This window comes from Treponema primitia ZAS-1 (assembly GCF_000297095.1).
GTDB lineage: Bacteria > Spirochaetota > Spirochaetia > Treponematales > Breznakiellaceae > Termitinema > Termitinema primitia_A.
The window spans coordinates 13,272-34,433 of the sequence record NZ_AEEA01000002.1 but is presented as its reverse complement, the minus strand read 5'-3'; the positions used below and the strand labels follow the sequence as shown (position 1 = coordinate 34,433).

At 36.1% G+C, this 21,162-nt stretch carries 13 protein-coding genes; all 13 read right to left on the bottom strand.

All coding sequences use genetic code 11. The annotated features are described in order from the left end of the window. Window positions 1-146: 146 nt before the first annotated feature. Window positions 147-860: a hypothetical protein gene (locus TPRIMZ1_RS0100130; protein ID WP_010252938.1), complete on the bottom strand. Its 714-nt coding sequence runs from the start codon at window positions 858-860 to the stop codon at window positions 147-149. A 1-nt stretch (window position 861) separates the two neighbouring features. Next, complete coding sequence (locus TPRIMZ1_RS0100125; protein ID WP_010252936.1) at window positions 862-2,304, bottom strand: PglZ domain-containing protein; 1,443 nt, start codon at window positions 2,302-2,304, stop codon at window positions 862-864. Between the two features lie 4 nt (window positions 2,305-2,308). Next, a complete protein-coding gene (locus TPRIMZ1_RS20645; RefSeq protein ID WP_198429877.1) occupies window positions 2,309-3,322 on the bottom strand; it encodes a hypothetical protein in 1,014 nt (337 codons plus the stop codon). Then, window positions 3,312-4,976: a DEAD/DEAH box helicase gene (locus TPRIMZ1_RS20640; protein ID WP_198429876.1), complete on the bottom strand. Its 1,665-nt coding sequence runs from the start codon at window positions 4,974-4,976 to the stop codon at window positions 3,312-3,314. The genes TPRIMZ1_RS20645 and TPRIMZ1_RS20640 overlap by 11 nt, the downstream gene beginning before the upstream one ends. Then, the gene (locus TPRIMZ1_RS18035) at window positions 4,976-6,430 is read right to left on the bottom strand and encodes an RNA-binding domain-containing protein (protein WP_010252933.1); all 1,455 of its coding nucleotides are present in this window, start codon (window positions 6,428-6,430) and stop codon (window positions 4,976-4,978) included. The genes TPRIMZ1_RS20640 and TPRIMZ1_RS18035 overlap by 1 nt, the downstream gene beginning before the upstream one ends. Before the next feature lie 2 nt (window positions 6,431-6,432). Continuing rightward, window positions 6,433-7,611: a UvrD-helicase domain-containing protein gene (locus tag TPRIMZ1_RS18030; RefSeq protein ID WP_010252932.1), complete on the bottom strand. Its 1,179-nt coding sequence runs from the start codon at window positions 7,609-7,611 to the stop codon at window positions 6,433-6,435. Next, entirely contained in the window at window positions 7,604-9,229 is a 1,626-nt protein-coding gene (locus tag TPRIMZ1_RS0100105) for an ATP-dependent nuclease (RefSeq protein ID WP_010252930.1), read from the bottom strand. The genes TPRIMZ1_RS18030 and TPRIMZ1_RS0100105 overlap by 8 nt, the downstream gene beginning before the upstream one ends. Beyond that, window positions 9,226-10,695 carry an NERD domain-containing protein gene (locus tag TPRIMZ1_RS0100100; protein ID WP_010252928.1) on the bottom strand — a complete coding sequence of 490 codons (1,470 nt, stop codon included), beginning with the start codon at window positions 10,693-10,695 and terminating at the stop codon, window positions 9,226-9,228. Before TPRIMZ1_RS0100100 ends, TPRIMZ1_RS0100105 begins: the two co-directional genes overlap by 4 nt. Before the next feature lie 208 nt (window positions 10,696-10,903). Further along, the gene (locus tag TPRIMZ1_RS0100090) at window positions 10,904-13,429 is read right to left on the bottom strand and encodes a DNA methyltransferase (RefSeq protein WP_198429875.1); all 2,526 of its coding nucleotides are present in this window, start codon (window positions 13,427-13,429) and stop codon (window positions 10,904-10,906) included. A 24-nt stretch (window positions 13,430-13,453) separates the two neighbouring features. After that, window positions 13,454-17,128 (bottom strand): DUF6079 family protein, encoded by a 3,675-nt coding sequence (locus TPRIMZ1_RS18025; RefSeq protein ID WP_010252922.1) that lies wholly within the window; start codon window positions 17,126-17,128, stop codon window positions 13,454-13,456. Window positions 17,129-17,142: 14 nt separating this feature from the next. Next, the gene (gene brxF / locus TPRIMZ1_RS19555; protein ID WP_010252920.1) at window positions 17,143-17,586 is read right to left on the bottom strand and encodes a BREX-3 system P-loop-containing protein BrxF; all 444 of its coding nucleotides are present in this window, start codon (window positions 17,584-17,586) and stop codon (window positions 17,143-17,145) included. Between the two features lie 407 nt (window positions 17,587-17,993). After that, on the bottom strand, window positions 17,994-19,349 hold the full coding sequence (locus TPRIMZ1_RS20780) for a tyrosine-type recombinase/integrase (RefSeq protein WP_010252918.1): 1,356 nt from the start codon (window positions 19,347-19,349) through the stop codon (window positions 17,994-17,996). A 445-nt stretch (window positions 19,350-19,794) separates the two neighbouring features. Beyond that, window positions 19,795-21,072 carry an ATP-binding protein gene (locus TPRIMZ1_RS0100065; RefSeq protein ID WP_010252916.1) on the bottom strand — a complete coding sequence of 426 codons (1,278 nt, stop codon included), beginning with the start codon at window positions 21,070-21,072 and terminating at the stop codon, window positions 19,795-19,797. Window positions 21,073-21,162: the final 90 nt, after the last annotated feature.

Below are 21,162 nucleotides of genomic sequence, written 5' to 3'. Positions count from 1 at the left end.
GCCGTGTCCACGGAAGACTGGGAAAATTTGCTTCCCTGGAATATGTTCACCGCTTAAATTGACGGTTACGAATAATGCGATGAGGATTTCTTATGTAGTATGTGGATAGGGCAAAATCCTGCTGGATAAGAAAAAGAATTGAAATATTAGCCATCTTTTTTTAATGATATAATTGCCTTCCCCTGGAATATGCATAATTCAAGTATTGAATTATTAAGTATTAATTCTGGAGAAAATTCAACAATGTAAGGGAATAAAATTGGCTGGAAATTTGCAGATGATAATACACAATATTTTGTCCCTCCTAATAGGGCTAATGCATGTAATAATAGTATTTTATTTTGATTGTCCATTATTTCATGTTTTTTTATTTGATATTTTCCTACCCCAATTCTCTCAAGAATTTGTAATGATAGAAGTGTTTGAATCAAATACTTTAAAGAATTGTCAATGGAGACCCTGTCACCCCATTGTTCAAATAATTTATCCCTAAGCCATGATTTGGTAAAAGTATCCTGCATTTTTGATATTTTACCTATGAGATTACAGAAATCATTAAATACGGGATAAGCTAGAAGAAGCATACAATAATGCTGAATATTATGGTTTTCCGCGCAATTTTTATATGCTGTTATTGCTGTTTTTCTGGCTTGCTGATTTTCTGTATTAATGTTTATCCATGTTGCCATTAAAACATCAATGGTTTTCCGTATACTTTCTTTTCCCTTGAGTTCAAAAGAAATATGATTGGTTAATTCTTCTCTGATTTTATCAGGATCAAGTCCGGTCAAATATAGCTCAACTGTTTTGTCAAGCCATGCATTGCTAACGGCGCGTAGGAAACCAACAGACTTTAACATGTTATACCGACCTTATCTTAATAAAAGGAACTATTACCTCATCTATAGAGATACCGCCATGTGTCATTACTTCGTCATCTATATTGTCAAATGAAATACCATCTTTACAAATTAAGTATTTATATTTTTTATCAAGATAATAACCAGGATATTCTATAGTATTTTCTTGTACTGTTTTATTAAGTTTGGCAAAATCTTTTAGAACAAGCATACGTTTTGATTTTGTTTCTACTTCTATACCCAAGCCGCGCATGGCGCCAATACCAGTGCATGGCGTGTTCCCGTGATCGGAAGTAATATATACCGAAAATCCATTTTCAAATAGTTCTTTTATCAAGGATTGTAATTTTCCTTTCTTTCCAAGTAAATCAATCTCCCTTAACATCCCTTGACGGCCTTGTTGTTGTCCGTGTACAATATCATCTATATCATTAATTATAATGCATAAGGCCTTGGTCAAAGGACTAACCTCTGGGTTATAGCCTCTTGAATACTGGATGGTATTTTGCTTATATCCTAATTCACTCATTGCTTGAATGAATTCTTTTTCTTCTTTACTTAAATTAAAAGGTTCTGATAATTTTATGGGATATTTACCAGATAGCAAGCATTGACGAGAAATAGAAGTCATGGTCGGAATTAATGCAAAAGAATTAAAATATTCGTATTGAATTTCTACAAAATATCTTGATAATATTTCAAAATCAAACAAAGACATACCGTCCATTACGATAAGAGCAAATTTATTTTTAGCGATGAATGGTAGAACTTTAGATAATATTACCGGGAATGCATTATTTGATTCCAATGACAGTTTTCCATAACCAGTCATTATATAGTTATAAAAAGGATCCAATAAAAAATCTGTATCGATTATTGTATTTATTTTTGAACCATAATAATCAATTTTTGCTTTTATCTGTCCTGCTTTTAACCATTCAAAATATGATGGGGCATTTTGACATATTTCATATAATTTTTTTATTAAAATTTCAATGATATATTGATATATCATTTCATCAGAAAATACTATATTAGTTATAAATTTCTCGGTTTCTTTTTCGTCTGATAAATCAGAATAACATTCTTTATAAGCAAAGCTGATTAAATCTAAGTCATGCTTGTATTTCTCTAAATATGCGTTGTTCAAGTAAGGGAATATCAATTTTAGCGATAATGTAATTATTTCACAATTTTTTATAATGTCATAAGGAACATAAATATTATTATTGATTATTATGGCATATTTATTTTCTGAATTCTTAATAATATTTTCGTATTCGATTCTGAACATTTCAACATTTTTATATTCAACTATATTATATCCCAATGATTCTAAAATAACAAGATAATCACAATATTTAGAAAAATCATAACAATCATAAAAAATAACATGGGGAACATATAGTTTATCAAATATTTCTTTTAATCTTGTAAAAAACATCTCATTACTCCATGCGGACCATAAGCACTGGGGATAAATCGGGGATGATTTTATTAATAAGCGAATAATTGCGTTGATATTCCTCTCTTTCTCTTATAATGGAATGAACTTTATGTTTCTTTATATGGTCAATTCCTATATTTTCCGCTGCTTCTAAACGGGCATTAATGACATACATATATTTATTATAATTTTCTTCATTCTTATCTTCTATAATTTTTTTATTTTCTATGAAAATATTATGAATATATTCCATCGACTGTTTCTCCAAATGTTCCCATGTTTTGCTATTAAGTGGATCACTTTGAGAAGAAATGATTATTTTATTATTGTTTAATATGGCATCCCAAATCTTCTGCCCTGCAAGGGGCCGTAAAATATAACTGTCATTAATAAATAAAGGAATATATTTAGTGTACTTTTTATCTGAGAACAGCGTTAGAGACCATATAATGAAATATCCTTTTTCATTTGAAAAATCCTGAATGGCTATATTCAAAACTACACTATTTATATTATATACAATGTTTTTATTGATATGTTCATTTATTATAGGATTTTCTAGTGAATAATCATCCAAGGCTAATATATTATTTCCTTTTGAATTTTCGAAATAGGCAATCATTTGAGATAAAGCAGTATCTATATCAAAAATATTTTCTTTGCCTACCAGATTTTCTAATTGTTTTGATTCTTTCATAAGATTTTTAATTTTATTGGCGTTTTCGATTTGAATTTTAAAATCCTGCTCAATATCTCTGACGTTATTTTCGATGTCAATACTTGGATATATTATTGAGTCCATATAAGCTTTTGTATAATTTATATCCGATATTTCTGTATCAAGAACATCTGAATATTTATCTATACCAAGTTCTGCCAGTATGGTTTGAAGCTTTGTTTCCAGCACTTTCTTAACACGGTTTTCCACAGTATCTGCAAGAATAAAATTATATACATATACATCATTTTTTTGACCTATACGGTCAATACGGCCAATGCGCTGTTCAATTTTCATTGGATTCCATGGGAGGTCCATAATTTATGATAAAATTGGAAAATTGTAAGTTAATACCTTCACCGCCAGCATCGGTGGAAATGAGAATACAGGCATTGTCCTTAAAATTTTGCAACACTATATTTCTATCCTCAATATTCATATTTCCGTTTAAAAGAGAAATGATATAACCTCTTTTCTGAAGCATTTCATTGAGGTAATTTTGTGTGACAATAAACTCTGTAAAAATTAGGATTTTTCTTTTTTTATCCTGACTAAATATTGTGTCAATAATTTCGTAGAGTTTATCAATTTTAACATCAAGGTATTGATATTCAGCCTGTTTTGCAACAGAAAGCACGCGACCTAATTCATGTATTTCGCTTTCGATATCTAATGATGTTGCCTTTAGCGAAGCTTCCATAAGACTTTCAACATCATCGGGGATTTCTTCAAGCAAATCTCTGTATAACTCATAATCTTCTTTCAGTATGGTGATGCGTTTTTCCAGGCTTTCCTTTATAGCGCGTGTACTGCTGGTAACCAGACGCTGCATCATAATAAGAAGCATAATGTACCACATGTTTTTACTGCGATTACGGGCTGCTTTATTATAATTTTTAGATACATATTCAGAAACCAAGGTATATAATTCTTTCTGCATAGTATGGCGTTCATCCCAATGGAGTGAAATGGTAATGGTTATTCTTTTTTTAAACAATTTTTTGCCGATATTGTCTATGGCCTCGCGTTTTTCTGTCCGAATTACATAGGGGGCAACTTGTTCTTTTATTACTGCCCGTGCATTTGGAAAAGCCTTTTCGTCAATAAGCCTAACCAATCGTAAAAAAGAGTCTGTTTTTCCGTTGTGGGGCGTTGCGGTTAATAAAAGCAAATAGGGGCTAGCGGCTGCCAGAAGCTGTCCTAATTTATGCCTTGCAACTTCGCCTGAACTACCTGCGACACGGTGGGCTTCATCAATGATGATTAAATCCCAACCGCTGTTGATAATTGAGTAAATCCGTTCCTCATTGTATTGAGTAATTTGTTCTTCTGTCCATCCTGCCCTTTGAGTTAAAGGCTTTATGGAATCCATAGGTGATATGACTTGATTAAACTGGCTATAAACTTCTTTAACATTGGTAATACGGCGTATAGTGTTATAATCTTCCGGTCTGATAATATTAAATATTTCGCTGAACTTATCCTGAAGCTCCATATTCCATTGGGTAACAAGCCCTGTCGGACAGACTACAAGGGTACGCTTTACAAGACCACGGGCTTTGAGTTCTTTTAGAATAAGACCGGCTTCTATGGTTTTACCAAGACCGACTTCATCGGCAAGAATATAGCGAACTTTATTGCTTGATATTGCACGATTTAAAACATAAAGCTGATGGGGTAATGGAATAACATTGTTGGATAGTTTGGTAATAACCCCATTTGCTATCTCATGCTTGATTTTTGTTAACAGAGCAATATAACGAAGATAGTTCTCATTTGAGTCATTTTCTACAACATCAGTTGTAATATCAGATTCGAGTATTTTATATACGTTATTGGTAACGCTATTAAATACGGTGTATGAGGTATAATTCCATAAATTATTTACCGCTACTATTTGAACACGTGATTTATTTGCTTTATCGTATACATAGTCACCAACGCTTGGCATTATTTTTTCACCAGTTGGTAGGTTCGATTTTTATTGGCGCCGAGTTTTTCCAGGATGCCAGCCTCGATTAATTTTGTAAAAATCTGCTTTATTCTTGCGGTTGATTTTCCGGATATACTACTAGCTGTTTTTACATCTATCTGTCCTTTTTCCTTGAGATAAGGAAGTATCGATTCCATAAAATTTCCTTCTGCCGGGGACAATTTATCGCTAGGTTTATCGCTAGGTTTATCGCTAGGTTTATCGCTAGGTTTATCGCTAGGTTTATCGCTAGGTTTGCCCTCCGCGGTCAACAAAACGGTGGTCTTGAAAATGTCCCCTTCCAGTAGTTCCGGTTCGCTGCCGGAGTAGATTTTCGTGTATTTATAGAGATTCCGCACACCGGAACCTAATTGATCAGCTAACCCGATATTTACAAAGAAACGGGCTAAAATTGGGTTTTTGGGATAGGGGGTAAAATCCTCCGGTGTAATGCGTCCCGGTTTAAGCGCCTTGTTCCAATTTTCCGCATATATACGATCTTTTTCTATAACAATTTTTGCAGGAAATACACTTGCATATTCCCGATGGACAAGACTATTGCTTATTATTTCTCTCGCGATCCAGCTCCGTACACTAACATTCTTATTATCCACAAGAAAGAATCTATCCAGTGTGTGTTTTGCCACAAATTCCATAAGAAGTTCAAAACTGTCAATAAGGTTTGTTTCTACCATTAGACGATCATCGTAACGATCCAGATTTTCTTTGCGTAATAAGGCATCGGTTATATAGCCGGGGACACAAGAACGGATTACTTCATCCCGACCAAAGAGAAGGACTGCGGCCAGATTAAACCCTTTCTCATTGGTTACCCAATTTTCTTCATAAAGACCTGCACTTTTAAATAAATCCATATCAGATAGGTTTTTCCATGGATGGTCAGAAATTTTATTTAATGCCATTTGCCGAGCGCGTTTTATTAATTCAGGTCGAAGTTCCTTTTTTGTTACATAGGGGAAAAGTTTACGTTCGGTAAAAGTCATGGATTTCCGGTTATAGAGATTGGCTACTAAATCGGTCGATTTGGTGATGTCAATATCGGCATCTTCGATTCGATCAAATATTTTACCGGAACAGAGTTCTACCTGGGAACTTTGAGGTATATATACATACAATATGGTTTTTTCCTTTATTTCTAGTTCCTCAAGACTAAGAAACAATGTTGGGGATATTTTTTCAGGGTTATTTAACATATTAGCAAAATTTTTCTTTAAACCCGGTATGGAATTCTGATTAACCCCTATAATATCGCCACTATCATTTACTCCAAGAAAAATATAGCCACCATAACGATTCGAGAAAGAGCAGACCGTTTCAAAAATATTGTTGCTTAAGGCATTTTTACACTCCTTAAATTCAACCGTAAGGCTTTCTCCTTGAATTAAGAGGCCAATGATTTTTTTAGCATTCATTTTTATCTTACCCCTTCATCTGGATTATATGGTATTAATAATTCATCATTAAAACAATAACCATGCGTATTTATATCTTTGTTACTATAATTTATGATTATTCCCACACTAAACCTTGCCCTTGTTATTGCTACATATAGTTTTGCTCTTGTCATATCAGCTAAAGGCTTAGAATTATCTTTAATCCATGCAGTCATAGTTTTTGTAGGATGTATTAAAACTCTATTAAATGTCAATCCTTTTGATTCTCCAAAATTATGGGCGGGGAATCTATCGTCACAAGAAACTGTTTTATCTGGCCTAAGTTGAACAGGCATATATTTTTCTAAATAATTTGCTATGTCATCTTCCTTAATTATAAATATCCCTTCATGATCAATATCATAAGTCCTGCATTCAGTACATTTGCAGGCATTGGTTCTTTTCATATTTTGATATAATTTTGTGGAATAATTACAGATATATTGGTTATTTCTATGTGATGCATTAAGTATTTCTTCATCAATTGTACAGCTTATCTTTTTACCTAATTCATTTTCAAAAAAACTTCGAATATTGCCATACTGATATTTTATATATTTTTTTGATTGATGCGTTAAATATACAGTTTGTCTTGGGTCTCCAACAAGGATAATCTCACTACTTGATTTGAATAAAAGCTTTATAATATCTAAATCATAACCTGTTAAATCTTGAGCTTCATCTATAAAAATATATGCAAATATTTTATTTATTCTTTCAATTATTTTATTTCCAATCCTATCATTACATTTGACAGTAAATTTTGAAGTCTTATCAGAAAATATTTTAATATTCTTTGTAAAATAATGATTATATATTTCTTCTTCGCTATAATAAACCGGTGTTCCATTCTTCATCGTACATTTTAAACCAGAAATCCCATTGGAAAAGGTAAATCCAATGTGTTCTTTATATAATCCATCGTCCATAGCACCCTTATACGGTCTAACCCCATTGGCTAAAAGAAAATCATACCATGTTTGAATTTCAATATTAGAGGGTACATATCCTAGTTTATTAATAATTTTTGTTTTAATTTCATCTTTATTGGAAATTGTATATGTTGTTATTAAGACCGAAGCATCTTTTTTTAATGCCTCATTAATTAAAAATGTAGTCTTGCCTGAACCAGCAGCTGCAATATAAAAAGCATTATTCATTACACCATTCCACCGCTTTTTTAATATATTCAGGAAAATTAATAGCATTATCTGTTTCAAAAACTGCTAAAGCCCACTCTGTTTTATTTTTCTTCATATAATCGACAATGCTATCAAAATTATTATATTTTGAATAATCAATATGAATAATTTTACACAATTCTTGAAGGTTCTCCGTATTGGAATTAACAAATTGCGGTTCAAGAGTATTTAATATTTCATTGGTATCCGCAAATATTTCGATATGTTTAATTTCTTTAAAGGCGTCATATTTTTTTTCGATTTTTTCTTTATAATTACCATCATTGTCGGTAATTACCGCTACTTTTTTCTCAATTTTTGCAGCAATTTCGAGAAATCTTTTAAAGGATAGACCTACAGATATAACATCTATACCATCTTGTACCGGTAATTTTGAGAATTTATTAAGATAAGCTTTTTGAAATATCAATTCATCAGAATCTCCTTCTACTAATACAGCTTTTTTACATAGTATAAGACGTAAAGTGGGATAACCAGCCAATTTCTTGAAAAAGTTGTATGTCTCAATATTGAGTTTGTCTAAGCGGGCAGTTTTGTGGTTGTTTAATAATATTAAATTCTTCAAATCTAATTTATTGGCTACAAAACTATTATGTGTTGTAATTATAATCTGCTTGTCGCTATATCTATTTTGTATATTATTAATTAATTCATTGAGCTTTGTATATGTCAAATGATTTTCGGGTTCTTCGAGAAGAATTAAAGCTGCTTCTTGGCTTTTTTTATGCTCCAAGGCAAGATTTGTTTTTATTACGCATTGTTCACCTTTGCCTATTTGTTGAAATGGGGTATCATCAACGAATGTCATTAATGAAGATTCCCATGCGGATTGAGTTGGCAATTCAGCTGATATTTCTATTTTCTTTTTTGTAATTATTATATTATCTTGTATCTTTTTATTAATTGAAATAACGGAATCGTCTTTACCAAAAGACTCTTTCATTTTTCTATATGCCTGCGATAAATTAATTTTTTCTATATCTTCTAAATTATTTTGAATGATTTTTGATATATATATATCAGAGCTATTTTGCAATCTTGCGGATGAAGAATCAATTAATGCTGATTTTATAGGTATTGATCTAGCTGTTGGAAAGTATTCTTCAGCAAAAGAATACCATGAAATTTTATAGTATTCGATTGGGATAGTGTCTAGCTGCTCACTCGATTTTATTAATTCCTGATATTCACTTTTAAAACTATCATCAAATTCAATTTTATATACAACCCCAGAACTTTCAATTCTTTCACTATTATTTGTTCCTAAAAATTTTGGGTTATCATCAATAGAAAAAAATACTTCAATGATAATAGAAGGAAGGTCCTGTTTAATCTTGCTTTTTAGACTACTAAGGTAAGATGATACTATATCCTTATTAAATAAATATTGATTTAATTCATACCTTAAAGGTCTTCCATTTAAAGTACCCGTTAATGCAATATTTATTGCTTCTAAAATTGTTGATTTTCCAGACTCATTGTCTCCGACTATGATGTTAATACCATCTTTAAAGTTAATAGGAAATTTTCCTGCAAAGCATTTATAATTTATAATATTGGCTTTAGTTATTATCATAAATAAGTCCTAACCGCCTTGTTGTTATATGGAAAATATTGTTTAAGTATACCACAAATATTTTCCAGATTTAATTCTTTTGAATAATTAAATATCTCATTTCCATTCATTTTTCTTACAACATATTTCCTCAAATCATTACTAAATTCCATCAAATTATTCTTGGCATCATCTGAAAAATCACTAGTTGTCCAATAATTAAAAACAACCTTTTTATTTGAATGTTCGTCTTTGCTCTTAAAATAATTATAAATAATTGATATTTTATTTTTCCATTTTTCAATATCAGTATTAGAAACTAATCTTGAATTAATATAACCTTTACATTCATATATTATTATCTCTTTTGAAGTTATTATCAAAATATCTATTTCTGCTTTTTTACCTTCATGTGCAATCTTTTGATTAAGCCTGGGGATTCCTGCATATATATTTGATACAACATGACCAGCTATAAGTTCAAAAAAATGCCCACGAAGATTATTTGTCTCGCCTTCAATTTTTGACACAGCAGTTAATATGGTATTAATATTTTCTATGCTATTAACATCATTAATAGCGGTTGCCTTCAATGTTTTTTCAATATTCTTTAAGATTTTTTCAATTTCTTCACCAAAAAAATTATAAATTGTTGACACAAGAATATTCTTGCTTTTTAAAAATTTCAACGTTTCATGTTCAAAACTATATCCTAAAATAATAGGAATAAATGGTCTTGTATTTTTTTCCAGAAAACAACTTTCGACTTTACGTATAAAATAATCAATATCTGTATTGCCTATATCAGATTGAGGGATAATATCAGCAACTATAAACCCTGGTTTTGTAGCATCGGCTTTTATTTTAATAAATGGCAATAAATATGATGGAGCAGTAATATCCCAAATATAACTGGAGAAGTCACCATAAAAAGAAACTGCTTCATAGCTAACTAAACTATTTTTTCGTAACCACAAGGCAAGACTTTCTTTTATAAAATCATTAAGATATAGTATTAATTTATTGTCGTTGTACAATTCATTGTTTATCTTCAGGGAATCGTTTAAATAATAAAATTCTTCGTTATTATAGACTAGATTTACCGCTTCTAACTCATGAAGCGTTTGGTCAAAAGTTTTTTTCTTTTTACGGGCTTGGGGACATCCAGAAAGTACTTTTAATTTTTCTATTGGAAGGCAGCCTCCAAAATTTCTCAATCCACTTATTATGCATTTATGTATGGAAGATGTTTCTTCAATAGCACTAGATAAGTTATAATAAAATATATCAGATTTATATTGACTCTTTAGATATAGAAAAGTTTCTCGCTTAGGGAACTTAATTTCAGTCAGACGGTAGATTTCACCTTTTAATCTTGAGATTGCTTGTCGTGCCGCCTCGTCTGACATACCTTCAGCCATTAGCTGTTTTTTTATTTTAGAGGATAGCGAAGGCCCATTACATTCGAGAAATTCCCGAATGTTCATATGTCACACTCCGCATTATATAATTTAATATTTATATCGACATTACTTTTTTGATAAACATATAAATCCTTATAGCATAAAGAGATACAAATAATTTTTTTAATATTTTTTCTATTAATGTCACACACTGAAATATTTAATATCTTTTTATCACAAATAAAAGGAATATTTAGGAGTATGATATAATAGTGTATTAAATCACTCATAATTACACCCTTCCCAAGCTAATATCATAATACATAAGAAGTTTATCATCTTCCTGAATGACTGATTCCGGCAAGCGTTCTGCTGTTTCTACGATGAGTTTATAGTTTTTATCTGCCCAAAGGCGGGCAAAACCAACGCGGATGGCTTCGGTACGGAATTGTTTAAGTTTACCAGGGGTTATAAGATAGGAGTTAAAATCTTTGAGTAAATTCTTTTCGCGTAATTTGACAACATCTCCCTCTTTTGTACGGTCAGGAACATACCACTTGCCGTTGTCATCTTGTATAAAATTTTCTTCCAACATGACCATAAGTTCGGGGATCGCTTCGTATTTATCGGTGGTCTTTCCTTCACGCATAAATTTCGGTTGGATTTCCCCATAAGTTTGAGGGGTCTCTAATTGACTATATAACCAAGCAATCGCAGTTCTTTCGTTGGTTACAAAGAGTTCCAGTTCAGGTTTTTCTACTTCGTTCTTGATACGGGCGGTATCATACTCATTGACCTGATTGGGAAGAAAATACATGGTATCACGGCATAGAAACTTTTCATCCAGACCTTTATAGAAATCGGATGCATCAAGGGGAACGGAAATGCCGTTCATAATATGATAAGCTACCATGCGGTCAAAAAGAAGATAAGCCTGTCGCTCGGTAATAAGTTCTATTTTTTTGTCTTTAATAACTGCTACCGGAAGCTGTTCTAGGTGCTGACTAATGAAGGTCCACGCTGTTTCAAGGCTTCCTGCTTTAGCAATAAATTCTTTTTTAAAATTATTTTTTGGCTTATAGGCGGAGATTACAAGGTCTTGTTTAACCGCAGAGCTAGTTGTTACCTGCTTAAAACTACTTTGTTGTTTATCTAATGTTCGTACATCGGCAAGGATGAAGCCTGTTCGCTGCAAAGCTTCCTGAATGGTGTTCCAAACAGAGTTCTGAGAGTTATGAAACTCTACTGTCATCCATCGACCAGGTTTTAACACACGATAATATTCAAAAAAGCAATGCGTCATTAATGCTTGATACTCTGGCAAGCCTTTATGATGTACAGTATTAATAATCGCTTCTGTCTTATTGTTCGTGATAACCTTGAGCCATGTTTCCCAAATAAAGCTTAGCTCTGAATAGTTGAGATTACCGCCAAATGGTGGATCAGTGAAAATATAGTCAATGGAATCATTTGGTAAAAAAGTATTTGCCAAGTCACTACATGAAATTAGTGTATCATTTGAGTATTTTTCTGCAACATTAAGCAGATCTTTATACAATGCGATTCTACGCTCTATTGCGCCAAAAATTGGATATTCGTGTGTAACTGATGGCAGATATAGCGTTCCCGACATTCCTGCCGTATGCTTACCATGTGGAGCCCAACGAAACATTTTAGTAAGTGTTTTCATTATAGCTGTAAGAATAAATAACGTACGATTATTATTAGCTTTATTGACAGCTACGGCCAATGACCATAAATTCCGTTTTGTATAATATTGATGTATGTGAGTAATACCGTAACGGTCGTTTCGGCGACTCTCACTACCTTCGCACATTCTATTCGTAGGATACCAAAAAGGTATTTCTTCATTACTGATTTTTTCAATCAGAGCATAATCAAACTCATCAGGCGTTTTTGTATATCGTTTTCCACCAATTGTATAATGTATACGTACCGGAATTTGTTTAGAAATAGTCACATTTGTTCTTAGTCCGATATCATAATGGGTTTCTTGTGAATAATTACAATCTTGCTTTTTGAGGTTACTTCCACAGTGAGGACAATCAAAAGTAGCCATGACTTTCTCGGTATCAGCATCTATTGCTACATGCCAATAAACAATTTCATTTGAGCATGTCGGGCAAATAAATACATCAGACCACACAGTATAATTTATCCGCCCTTTAACCGGATTCCCATGTAAATCCATTACTGGGTTTCCACTCTTATCAACATGAATCGTTTCATACATCCAGCCGCATTCTGTTTCACACTCTGCAAGAATATGTTCCGCTTCTTTACGGAACTCTTCAACATCAACTGGTGTATTATAATTGTACGCAATAAAAGTTGCCGCAGGGGATAAATCATTCAAGATGGCTTTTCTGGCGCCCCATTCTATTCCAGGCATTTCATTTTCTATCTTCTGTTTGAATTCTTCATCAGGACAACCACACATCTGGGCAGCAACACCGGTCATACCGGTTCCACAAAAACCATCAAACACAATGTCACCGGGCTTGGTATAATGCAAAATATACCGCATTATCGCTTTATGGGGAACTTTGGTATGGTAGCTATGGGCATTGTAAATCGGATCGTTCTTCCCCTCACTCACATCAGCCGCAAATGGTTCCCGATGGTAAGTGTCGGTCGCCTCATTGTAAGGCGTTCCGTGTTCTTTAATAAAATCCTCGATAAAGGGATTGGGGCAGGCGGTATAATACGGCGGGTCTGACAGGGCGATAATATCCTCATCCTTGGCAATAGGGAAGCCTTCGATGTTTCGGACTTTATCTATATCGGTCTTGGTCAATTTTCGCCTTTCCACAATATTTACCTACCTCTTTATCACGATACGCAGTTTGGACTTATCCTTACCTTCGGTATAGGAATTGATTATACCAGTAATTTCCACCTTGAATTTTTCAACTTCGCAGGGACCAAGAGCATCCAGTTTGTCAATAAGGTCCATTGCCGGAATAGTGACAGGCTCAAAACCATGCAATAAGGCTATGATAGCATTGACAAAAAACTGATCGATAGTCTGGGGCAATTTTTTGGCGGCTATGTAATCATCAATACATTTCTGTTGATCCGCAGAAAGATATTGCTTTTGTTCCAACACTAAGGGATCTGAAACGGTATTGAGCAATGTGGTATTCCACTCAGCTAAAAGTGTATCGATACGGTCACTTAATTCTTCCAACTTACCGTGAATAGGCAAATCCTGGGCGCCCAGCATAAAATTACATTTGGTACAAAAATGGCTTGTTTTAAGCATGTCGGTGGTAAGTTCATAACATACTTTAAGACTGGCAAGCTCTTTTTCGATGGTATCCAGTTTTGAAGTAGAAAGGATACTTATTTTCCTAAGCTGTTTAAGCGCGGTGAGATTAGGGGATGCGATAATATCGCCTTTTTTCTTTGCGTCGCTGTTGTTAAGGCGCTTCTTTTTATGTTCCTCAAAATAGAGGTTGATATATTTTTCTTTAACCTTGGATAAGGTTTCGTTTATTTGCTGTGCTCCCGTAATTCCATCCAAGGATTGCGGAATGGCATCACGGATTTTCCTGAACGCCTCTTTTGCCGCTTCAATTTCACCCCGTATGGCGGCGCCCAAGTCGATGCTTTCAAGATTAACCATGTAAAGTACATTGGGATAGGTTTCGGCCTTTAAGGTTTCATATTCACCGACTATTTTTACGTTGCCTATATCTTTCGCAAGTTTATCAATTTCGCCCGTTGAAAGGGTAAAATTATTGAGTTTGGCTACGGTATTAAATCGTGCGTGAAAATTGCCCAAAGTATCGGAAACCGATTTTGTCGAAATTTTGTACTCAGCGGCGATATGGGACGGAGACAGAGGTTCACCCCATAGTTCAAAGTTATCATTCAGTTTGCTGGCAGCGATTACTGCTTTATCGGTCAAGACTTTTGCTTCTGCCAATAACTTATCCAGGGCTTTTTCCCGAGTTGCTGGATTCAGTATTAAAGCGCTCTGTAAGCCTAATACGTCAAAAAGATGGGCAAGCTCAGTTAGTTGAACATCTTTAGGCCTTGAGAGGTATTTAAATTCGTTAATATCGGCGCCGGGCGTCTTTACCAAATTTTCGATATTGGAAGCGGTTATGATGGTATTCTTAAGAGATAATACCGCTTTCCCTGAATAGACCAAACTTAAGAAGACAACCGGCAATATATCATAACTAATTTTAAACTGTTTATCGATATATTCGGCTGAAATATTTTCATATATATCAGTAAAATTTATGACTGTGTCCTCCGGAAGGGCTTCCAATTTCTGCAAATAATACTGGGCGTATTTTGAATTCTTAATTGATACCGAATCGGTATCAATTAATCCAAAGCTATCAAGAAACGCGGCGCCTATTTGTGTTTTACGTCCGGCAATATATTCAATACCGGAACGGACGGTATCGGAGAGGTTTTTAAGGGTAATATTTGTTTTGTATAAAGGAGTTAGCGGATACAGGGTGGAAAAGCATCCATCCAGACAAATAGTTGCAATAAGATCAATAGTTTGCACAAAGGTACTGTCTTTATTGTATTTGGCTTGTATAATTTCAAGGGGTTGTTTCTTTTCTCCCTTAAAAATGACTTCAAATCCGGTATTTTTATTTTCACTAAAATAGTGCAATAATTTTTTCTTGAAGATTTCGGCTTTGCCCTGGTACTGCGCCTTGTTTTTATCGTCTGCAAAATCACGGTTTAATAATGCCGCCGCATATAGTTTGAGATCATTCTTAAAGCTCTCGTTTGGTTTAAGAAAGAAAAATACTTCATCATCCTTTTTTTCATTATTCCAAGTGGAGGTTCCATAGGGGGGTATAAAGTATATATAGTAATCGCGGGGTGGCTGTGCGGTTGGTCGATCTACGGGGGTGCCTAGAAAAAGATAGCCCTTTCGGAAGATATTATGAGACTGCCAATTAAGGGCATGCTCATAAATTTTAAAGCCAGGCACATATTCCTGGATGTCCCACTCAAGAGAGGAATAGATAAGGTCATAATAGTAATTATTCAGACTGTCATCGGCAAGGACAGCCGCCCGCTGATTAATTTTTTCATCATAGTCAATATCCTTGGTCAGCTCAAGGTAGTATTGACCGTTATCGGGATTACTGTCGATATATTGACCGCTTACGGTGGTCATAATGTCTTTTAGGACGGTCTGAACGATTGATTGCAGGGTATCGGAAGTCTGGTCGGGCATTCCGGGTAAATACAGGCACAGGTCATCACGCAGATTTTCACTGGTTAAACCGGCGCGAATACTGGTATCGCCAGTGGTCAGACGATGGACACTTAATGCGAAAATTATCTGTACTGCAAGGGGCTTGTACAATTTTTTGGGGAAAGAGCGGTTTAATATGTCTTCGAGTTTTCCACTTTTATCCACCACTTCCTTAATATTCGGATCGGTATGAAGCGCATTGTTCTCTTTTATGAAAGACCAGTAGCTGTCAAAGGATATAACTCCGGTACTTTCGTCTGACAGTATATTGTCCAGATTCCGGCGTATAATTTCCGAGACATTCTTTAGGATATGCCGGTTTTCTATCATGTAGATTTTATTAAAAACATCGATATAAGAGGGGTGTATGGGAAATAAATCTACATATTCCTCAATACGGCTATCCATATTGGAATAAAGGGAAGTAAATTTTTGCAAATGTTCACGGATAATTGCCTTTTGATCAGCGGTCTTTTTCAAGATGCTTTCCGCTACCACATAGGCGGTATCTTCTTTACGGATGACTACCTGTTCAAAGCGGTCTTTAATTTTGTTGATGGTCTGAGAAACAAAGCTGAAATTGGGGTTATCATACAGTTTTTCCTGAACCCCAAGAATGATCCGCAGGCGGGTTTCTTTTACTATCTCGCCAAGTTCACGCATAAACCCAAGGTCATAACGGACCGCATGATCATCTTTGCCGCCAAGAAAATCAAGGAATTCATCTATAACGATTAAATAACCCTTATCAGGATGTTTAGATGAAAACAATTCCATGGCGGATTTCAAAACATCTTTATTGCTGATGGTTTCATCTTCTTTGGGAAAAGAGAAAGAAAGTCCTCGTCCTTTTAAATCTTCCTGGAGCCGGGACAGGACTATTTGACGTAAGGAGGTTTTAACGGCGCTTAACTCGAAGCGAAGAACTTCAAATTTTCCGGCTATATTCTTTGCATAATCGGCAAATTTTTTATTTTGCAGAAAGGCCAGATTGTCAGCATCGTTGGCAACTGCGGAAATAACGGACATAAGGTGCGTTTTACCGGTTCCATAGTTACCGACCAGAAACACGCCTTTATTATCAACCACATCTTCCAGTTTTAATTGAGAAAGCATGTTGATTTGTAATTTTTCGGCCATATCATCGGACATGACGTAACTTTTGACTAAGTTACTAGCCTGAGATTTATCATTGGCCTCTGCTATTGCAAGGACGCTCTCTATAGGATTAAAACTGATTAAATCGGCGTATTTCATATTGGGTCTACTCCTTATGCAACGCAGAGAATATCAAAATTTTGGATGTTGAAGGTATGATAATCGGGGCACCCCGGTTCCGCGTAATACAAAGTATTTGATTCAAAAGTTCCGGGCCAATGAACGGCCAATTTGACTTTCCGGGATATATCACAAAAAAGACGTAATACATCCAGCCGGTAGCGTGGGTCAAATAACATTTCATAATCGGTAAGGTACACCGGGGCGCCACCTGAGGGGACGATTTTGAGGACTTCATCGGTCACATGGAGAAGACGGGAATTTTCGTCTTGAGCGGTAAGAGCCTTAGCAAGGGGTAAATTCAAGCTGACCTGCCGATGTTTGCTTTCATGTAAAAGCCGTTCGGTTACCGGGGAGGGAGAACAAAAAACTACCGGAATGTTGGTTTTTGCGAGGATTTCCTTGGTGAAGGAGGAAATTTTGATTATTGTGCCCATCGGGAACCTCTGGGAAGGGAGAATTTAAGGAATTGGGAGAATAAAAAACCATTTTGAACGGGGTTGGGCATGACGTATCTCCTTATACCACAATAGTTCATCAGAATACTATAAAATAGGGAGATGGGCAATAATGGTAAAATTCAAGTCGGATTTATAATGACATATTATTAAATATTGTCATCTTGAAGATAAAAATCCTTGCATTTGAAGTGGACCCTTTTTTTAATTCTCTCGAATTTGAGGAAATTAGATAGATCGGAGCGCTCGGGGATAGTTAAATTTCCCCCGAAATTTGCCCTCAACCCCCCTCTCTATACAATCCTGGAACATCCGGCTAGGGCTTACCGTGTGTTTATATGTCTAGCCCCTGCCGGATGTCCCTGTCCTGAAAATTTTGGAATATGCTATGCCCCCTTCCTTTCAAACTTGACGATATTCGCAAAAACCTTGGCGGCCACTTTGCCCATTTTTTCAAGGTTTTCGGCTTCAATGTGATCCGCGTAATCATCAAAAACGGCCTTTGTTTTATGCCCCGTTGTCCGCATAATCTCCTCGGCCTCAGCTTCGTCCAGCATCCGGGCGCTGTAATAATGCCGCCATGAGTGGAAAACGATATTCCGCCCTTTCTGGTCGATTTTTTCCTGTTCCCGGTTTTCGGCTTTGAGATTCTCATTCAATTTTTCGATTGCTTCGTGTAAACCCCGGACAAGCATATTCTCACTGAGGGGAGTATCGGGGCGGGCGCTGTAAAAAATAAACCTATCCCCGCCCTGGTGGGGGTTGTCTTTTAAGAGGGCCAGCAGTTCCGCCCGGATTTCCGGCAGCAGGATTGCCCGGCGTTCCTCGTTAGTTTTGGGAGCCTTTAGCCCGTCTATACTCCATGAATGGCGGACATACAAAATAGGCTTTACCGGCTCAAGGTCCGATTCCCGCAAGGCCAACACTTCCCCCAGCCTGAGCCCTGTAGTGGCTGCCAGACGGTTTGCAATGCGGACCCGCTCGTCTTTCCAGGGCATAGAGAACAGTTCCCCCGCTTCTTGCGGGGTCAATACGCCGCGCTTCTTGATAGTCCCGGAAAACCTCAAAAGCCCATCGGTGGGATCTGCGGGGATTATCTTTTCAGCGGCTGCCCACTTCAACGGGGTAAACCCCGCAATCAAAATGGCGTTTAGGTAATTGGCGGAGTACTTTTCGCCTTTATCGTTTTTGGTTTCCCCCAGCCAGAGGGAAAATTTCTTTATATCTTCCCGGGTAATAGTGTCCAGGGTGCGGCCCCTAAAAAAGGGTTCCCAGTTTCGGGCTATGCGGTTTCCGCTTTCCAGGGCATGGCGCTTGCCTATTTTATATCCCCGATTGAGCTTTTCCCGGATATAGGGGGATTTTTCCCAATCCCAGAATTCTTTGAGATACTCGATAAAATCCCGGTTTCCTTTTCCGGGCTTTACTACAGGGAAGCTGATAAGCCCCCTGCGGCGGAGGGCATCGGCAATTTGAAGCGCCGCCGCCGGGTCAAGGTCGGAGGTCTTTTCGATGGATTGCAGGATGTTTTTGAGCCCGCCAGTAGCCTCCACGGTGCGGCGGTAAGCCTGTACGCGGGCCACCGGGAAGCCATTTTTGAGCCATTCCCCAGCTATGATTGCCGCCTCGTCCCGGTTAGTTGTCCGTGTTGACCTGGTAACTACGACAGTCCCCGTATTCAGGTCCATAATCTGAGCGAAATAGTTTCCGCTCTTGCCTGGAAAAAGATAAAACCGGCGCATTGCTCCTCCTCTTAGAAAGTCTCTAAAGACTCTTTCTAAAGATGATTTGGAGTAATTGCGCCGGTTTTCCCGGTAGCTCTTACTAATGATTTTCTAATTCCTTGCAACGCAAGGAATTAACTCACTTTGGGGAGTGAAGGATTCGAACCTACGAAGGCTGAGCCAACAGATTTACAGGGCCGCCTACGCCTCAATCTTTAGTAATAATTGTATATCACAAATGAAATTAAGCCAATCACCATTGGTCTAAATTGGTCAGAATCAGTCATAATTGCCTTAAATTTTCTCATATCGTTTCTCAGAGGATTCACAGAGTGTAGAAAAAGTATGAGAACGCAGTAATTGTACTCTACCGGTAGCTTTATTCCTGTCTTGTCAGAACCCTCTCGCTTGATAATATTTTTTTCAGTCAATATTTTTATATTACGAAAAATCGTTCGTCGGCTCAATTCTTTTCCGATAGCCATTCGGAAACATTTAATTTACGAATACCATTATATACAGGATTAAAATCTATATCGGTAGTCAGCAAATATTTTGGATTGGAATCTTTAATGGCATTGAGTGGCGCGAGCTCACGTTCCAAAGTCGCCGGATCTACTACCAAATATGCAACCTGATAGTAAGAAACATACCCTTCCTTATCAATGACCACAAAATCAACTTCTTTATCGCGCATTTTACCGACATAGACTTCACGGTTCCGCCGGAGAAGTTCAAGGTATACAACATTTTCAAGCAAGTGGCCGCGATCCTCCTCAAGTCTTTTGCCAAGCCGAGCCTTGCGAAAGCCGGTATCCGCAACATAATACTTGTCCAGGGTCCGTAAAAGATTTTTTCCTTTAATATCGTATCGCGGAACTTTATAGAAAAGAAACGCCGAAGCAAGATATTCCAAATATTGGGCGACCGTCTTATTGTCTATTATAATACCGTCACTCTTAAAAGCATTGGAAATTGAACTGGGTGAAACAAAAGACCCGATAGAATCCAGGAGAAAATCGACTATTTTCTGGAAGGTTGGCTTGTTGTAAATCTCACGCCGCGTAAAGATGTCCTTCTCAATAATGGTATTTAAAATTCCTTTAAGAAGGGTATCCGCCTGTTGAGGATTACGAAAGGACAAATTGACCGCTTGTGGAATACTGCCGGTATAGGTAAAATTTCCCAAAAGTTCCATTTTTGATAAATTTGGGGGATTTGATGGGCTATTCCCTAAATTCCTAAAACTTTCATTTTTTGACAAGTTTTGGGAATTTAGGTTAAATTGCCAATATTCATTAAATGAAAAGGGCAAAGAGCTGATTTCGATATATCGGCCTGTCAGCAAGGTTGCCAATTCTCCGGAAAGGAGATATGCGTTGGAACCAGTGATATAAAGATCGACATTTTTCTTGATAAACAGGCCGTCCACAAGACGCTCGAAGGTTGTAATGTTTTGCACTTCATCAAGAAAGATATAATTCATTTTTCCTGGGACAAGCTTTACTTTGATATGGTCGTATATTTGCTTGTAATCACCAATGGCAAAAATATCCGGATCTTCAAAGTTATAAAACTGAATTTGCTCTTCAGTGACAGTTTTTCGCAATTCATCAGCGAACATTTCCAATAAGGTTGATTTACCACAGCGCCGTACTCCGGTAATGACCTTTATAATGTGCTCATCCCTAAGTTCCCGTAACTGCTGCATATAGGGCCTGCGTTCAATCAACATTTCCATTTGTAAAATCCTTACAACTTCGTTACTATTTTCCCAATAGCCAGGGATTCAAAATATTTATGTAACTCCTTCGGAAGTACGGTGACTCCG